Below are 3,839 nucleotides of genomic sequence, written 5' to 3'. Positions count from 1 at the left end.
GCGGTGCGACCCGCGGTGGTGCCCCCACCCGGCCGGCGACCGCCGCCCGCACCGCGGCCCGGTCCCCGGACTCCGACCGGGACACGGCAGGCGATCCGGACACGGCCACCGACGACGCGCTCGCCGAGTACAACCGGTACCTGGCCGAGCTCAACGCCCGCGAGCAGGAGAGGAACTGACGATGGTGAGCACGGAGAACCCGACGACGGCGGCGACCCCGGCCACGGACCTGCACGGGCCGCTGCAGCGCTTCCGGGTCGCCGCCTTCGTCACCGGCCTCGGCCTGCTCGGCCTCGTCGTGGTGATGGTGCTGCGCTACGGCTTCGGGATGGAGGAGCCCTCCGCGGTCTACTCGCCCATCCACGGGGTGATCTACATGGTCTACCTCGTGGTGGCCGTCGACCTCGCGCTCAAGGCGCGGTGGACGGTCAGGGGCACGCTCGGTGTGCTGCTCGCCGGGTGCGTGCCCCTGCTCTCCTTCGTCGCGGAACGGGCCGTTACCCGGCGTGTCCGGGCCGGGCGGAGAGTCTGACGCGCACCGAGTGCGGCGGCACCGTGCCGCCGCGGAGCGCGTCCGCGTCGATCGACACCGGTCGGTACCCCGCCCCGGGCAACCTGTCGATCATGGTTCCGACCGGGTCCTCGATCCGGTCGGGCCTGCCGGACAGGAACGCCCACTCGTGCTCGTCGGAGCCGTAGTAGACGGCGGTGCCGAACAGGCCGGTGAACCGGTCCCACGCCGTGATCAGCGTGTCGTTGCGCCACAGCGTCGGGCATCCGCCCTGCGCGGTGACGACCCCGCCCGGTTTCAGCCGCTCCGCGCAGCGGCGCAGGAAGTCCGCGCCGTACAGCCGGTTGTGCTGGGCGTCCGGGTCGAGGTTCTCGTCGGGCAGGTCGATCACGATCACGTCGTAGCGCTCGTGGGTGCCCGAGAGGAAGTTCCAGCCGTCGGTGTAGTGCATCCGCACCGGGCCCGTGCCGCGTTCGGCCTCCGCCAGCTCGGCGGGTGTGTAGCCGTACGGGAGGTGCTCGGCGCAGGCCCGCACGGCGGCCTCGTCGATGTCCACGTGATCGACCAGGTCGGCGCCCTGCTGCACGGCCATCTGGCAGACGACCCCTTCGCTGGACCCGATGACGAGCACGGAGCGCACCGTGTCGGCGAGCAGCATCGGCGGCACCATCAGGGCCTCGTGGTAGACGAGCTGGCTGGCCTCGGTGCTCTGTCGTTCGTCGTCGCAGAACAGCGTGAGCCCCTGCGCGGTGCGCCCGATCAGGACGTGCTGGTAGTCGGTGTGCGTGTCCAGGACGATCCCGTCGACGTCCCACACGCGGGTCATGCCTTCCCCGTACGGTTCGACGATCCGGGCCGCCATCAGGTCCCCGCCTCCGCGGGCTGACGGCCACGGTGGAACGTCGACATGGACACCGACCCGGTGCCGAGCGCGTCGGCCAGCAGGGTCACGGCACGTTCCGGATCGGCCCGTTCGCCGCAGGTGAACACGTCGACGAACACCGCGCCGATCTCGGGGTAGGTGTGAACCGACGCATGGGACTCGGCGAGCATCGCCAGGACGGTCACGCCTTGCGGCTCGAAGCGGTGGGCGATGACTTCGCACACCGTCGCGCCGGCGTCGGTCAGCGTGTTCGCCAAGGTGCTGCGCAGGAAAGTCTCGTCGTCGAGCAGCTGCGGCTCGATGTCCTCCAACTCGGCGAGGACGTGCTTGCCGGAGAACACGCCGACCGGAACGAACTCACTCGGCACTAGATCAGCCTCCCTTCAGAAATGCAGTACGTACGCAATGGCTCTATTCCGTTGAACGCGACCGACGAGTAACTTGCCGTGTACGCGCCCGTCGCGAGTATGTCGATCCGGTCGCCCTGTCGCAGCGACAGCGGCAGCCGGTATGGCGTTCGCTGGTAGAGCACGTCGTCACCATCGCACGTGGGTCCGGCGATGATCACAGGGCCGTCCGCGTCGGAGTGCTCGCCCACGACGTCGAACCGGTAGGCGATCGCCTCGTTCTCGGTCTCGGCCAGCCCGTTGTACCGGCCGATGTCGAGGTATACCCACCGATGTGGGTCCGCATCGGCCTTGCGGGACACCAGCACCACCTCGGAGCGGATCAGTCCGGCCTCCGCCACGACGGCACGACCGGGTTCGACGACCAGTTCGGGTTGTGTGTCCGGGAAGTGTGTGGCCAACGCCTCCCGGACGTCGGCGGCGTAGGACTCCACCGACGGCGCGGGGCCGGTGTACGCGACGCCGAAGCCCCCGCCCACGTTCAGCCGCCGGAGCCGGACACCGCGCTCGGCCGCCGAGGTGAACACCTTGGCGGCCGAGGAGATCGCGACGTCCCACGCGTTCGGGTCCAGCTGTTGTGAGCCGACGTGAAAGCTTACCCCCACGGGTCTCAGTCCCGCCGAGGCCGCGGCGACCAGCAGTTCCGCGGCGTGGTCGGGGTGGACGCCGAACTTGTGCCCGAACGGGGTGACCGAGTCGGGCCCGCCGTCGACGAGGATCCGCACCGACACCTCCGCCCCGGGCGCGTTCCGCGCGATGTTGTCGAGATCACCCCGGGCGTCGAAGGTGAATTCGGTGACACCGTGCGCGTGCGCCCGCGCGATGTCGGCCGGCTTCTTGACGGTGTTGCCGTAGGACAGTGTGTCCGGCCGTGCGCCCTCCCGCAGGCACAGGTCGATCTCGGCGGGACTGGCCACGTCGAACGCCGCTCCCTCCCGCACGAGCGCGCGCACCACGGCGGGCTCGGGATTGGCCTTCACGGCGTACTGCACCCGGCCCGGGGCGAACGCCGCGGCCATCGACCGGTACCGGGCGAGTACGGCGTCGACGTCGACGACCAGGCACGGGGTCGGCGGTTGCTGGGTGGTCAGGAAATCGCGAATCCGGTCAACCGTTGTCTCCACCCGTGCGAGGGTAGGTCGGTGCCGTCGGACGCGGCCGCCGGAGGAACCCGCCCCGGTCGGCGAGCGCGGACGGTGGTCGCCCGCCACCCGGCCCGGGAATGCCGGGCGGGAGGTTGCCACAAGATCGTGCATAGTTCGTCCGGCCCGTGTCACCCGCGAACCCCCCACCGTGCCCCGGGTAGGTGACCCGGTGCGCGGAGGTTGCTCTATGTGGGTGAGGCTTGACCCGTTTCGCCGGACGAGTGTCGTAATCGGACCGGCGTCCGTGCCCCCCGATCCGCCGCCGTACCGGGACGATGATCAGCAACGATCGTGTCGTCGCAGGTCAGGTGCCCCGTGTCGAGGAATCTCGACACGCGTCCGATTGGTGTAGGCTCTGTCCACCCTGACCGAGTCCCCCTGACGGAGTGCGCGGTGACACCGGCTCGTGGGCGACGGCCGGTCGGCGCGCCCCCGGGTCGCACGACGCCCGACGTGCCCGTCGGGGACGACGATTCGGTGCGAGAGCGGGACGTGAGGACACCGCGGCTCGACGGCACCGGCACCCGGCCGGAGGCATCGACCGTGGCGGGCAGACCGGAGGAGGAGTCACCTTCGTGAAGGTTGCGTCGGATGGCCGAGTGCCCGTGGGGCGGCTCCTCGGGGAGGAACCGCCCCGGTCCCGGTGGCGCGCGGTGCTGCGGTGGCGCGACTGGAGTCTTCCGGTCAAGCTCGGGGCCGTCACGCTCATCCCGATCCTCATCGCGCTGGTGCTCGGCGGGGTCACGCTGGTCGACCGCATCGCGCACGCCGACCGCGCCGACCGCCAGGACCGGCTCGCCGAGACGGGCGTCCACGTCCGCTCCCTGCTCGACGCCCTGCAGCGGGAACGGACGCGCACCGCCGAGGCCCTCACCGCGGGCGACGGCGTCGAC

Annotated in this window: 5 protein-coding genes; 2 read left to right on the top strand and 3 right to left on the bottom strand. The window is 71.0% G+C overall.

Translation table 11 applies throughout. From position 1 onward, the window contains the following. Positions 1 to 181: 181 nt before the first annotated feature. On the top strand, positions 182 to 532 hold the full coding sequence (locus tag ACTIR_RS0109330; protein WP_007024744.1) for a DUF3817 domain-containing protein: 351 nt from the start codon (positions 182 to 184) through the stop codon (positions 530 to 532). Here the strand turns inward: ACTIR_RS0109330 and ACTIR_RS0109325 are convergent. Genes ACTIR_RS0109325 through ACTIR_RS0109315 form a run of 3 tightly spaced genes read right to left on the bottom strand, consistent with a single transcriptional unit; the run spans position 498 to position 2,925 of the window. Beyond that, a complete protein-coding gene (locus ACTIR_RS0109325; RefSeq protein ID WP_026454063.1) occupies positions 498 to 1,373 on the bottom strand; it encodes a spermidine synthase in 876 nt (291 codons plus the stop codon). The genes ACTIR_RS0109330 and ACTIR_RS0109325 overlap by 35 nt on opposite strands. After that, entirely contained in the window at positions 1,373 to 1,762 is a 390-nt protein-coding gene (gene speD, locus ACTIR_RS0109320; protein ID WP_026454062.1) for an adenosylmethionine decarboxylase, read from the bottom strand. Before speD ends, ACTIR_RS0109325 begins: the two co-directional genes overlap by 1 nt. Continuing rightward, positions 1,762 to 2,925, bottom strand: a complete 1,164-nt coding sequence (locus ACTIR_RS0109315) for a type III PLP-dependent enzyme (RefSeq protein WP_026454061.1) — start codon at positions 2,923 to 2,925, stop codon at positions 1,762 to 1,764. The genes speD and ACTIR_RS0109315 overlap by 1 nt, the downstream gene beginning before the upstream one ends. A gap of 626 nt (positions 2,926 to 3,551) precedes the next feature. Between ACTIR_RS0109315 and ACTIR_RS26480 the strand changes: the two genes are divergently transcribed. Continuing rightward, the coding region (locus ACTIR_RS26480) for a hypothetical protein (RefSeq protein ID WP_199285589.1) at positions 3,552 to 3,839 on the top strand (288 nt) is incomplete at its 3' end.

The sequence above is a fragment of the Saccharomonospora iraqiensis subsp. iraqiensis genome (genome assembly GCF_000430445.1).
GTDB lineage: Bacteria > Actinomycetota > Actinomycetes > Mycobacteriales > Pseudonocardiaceae > Saccharomonospora > Saccharomonospora iraqiensis.
The sequence above is the reverse complement of the archived record's forward strand: the minus strand, read 5'-3'. Positions and strand labels throughout refer to the sequence as shown.

Coding starts and splice junctions, on each gene's coding strand:
- ACTIR_RS0109330 (WP_007024744.1), top strand. CDS start 182: ATGGTGAGCACGGAGAACCCGACGACGGCGGCGACCCCGGCCACGGAC.
- ACTIR_RS0109325 (WP_026454063.1), bottom strand. CDS start 1,373: ATGGCGGCCCGGATCGTCGAACCGTACGGGGAAGGCATGACCCGCGTG.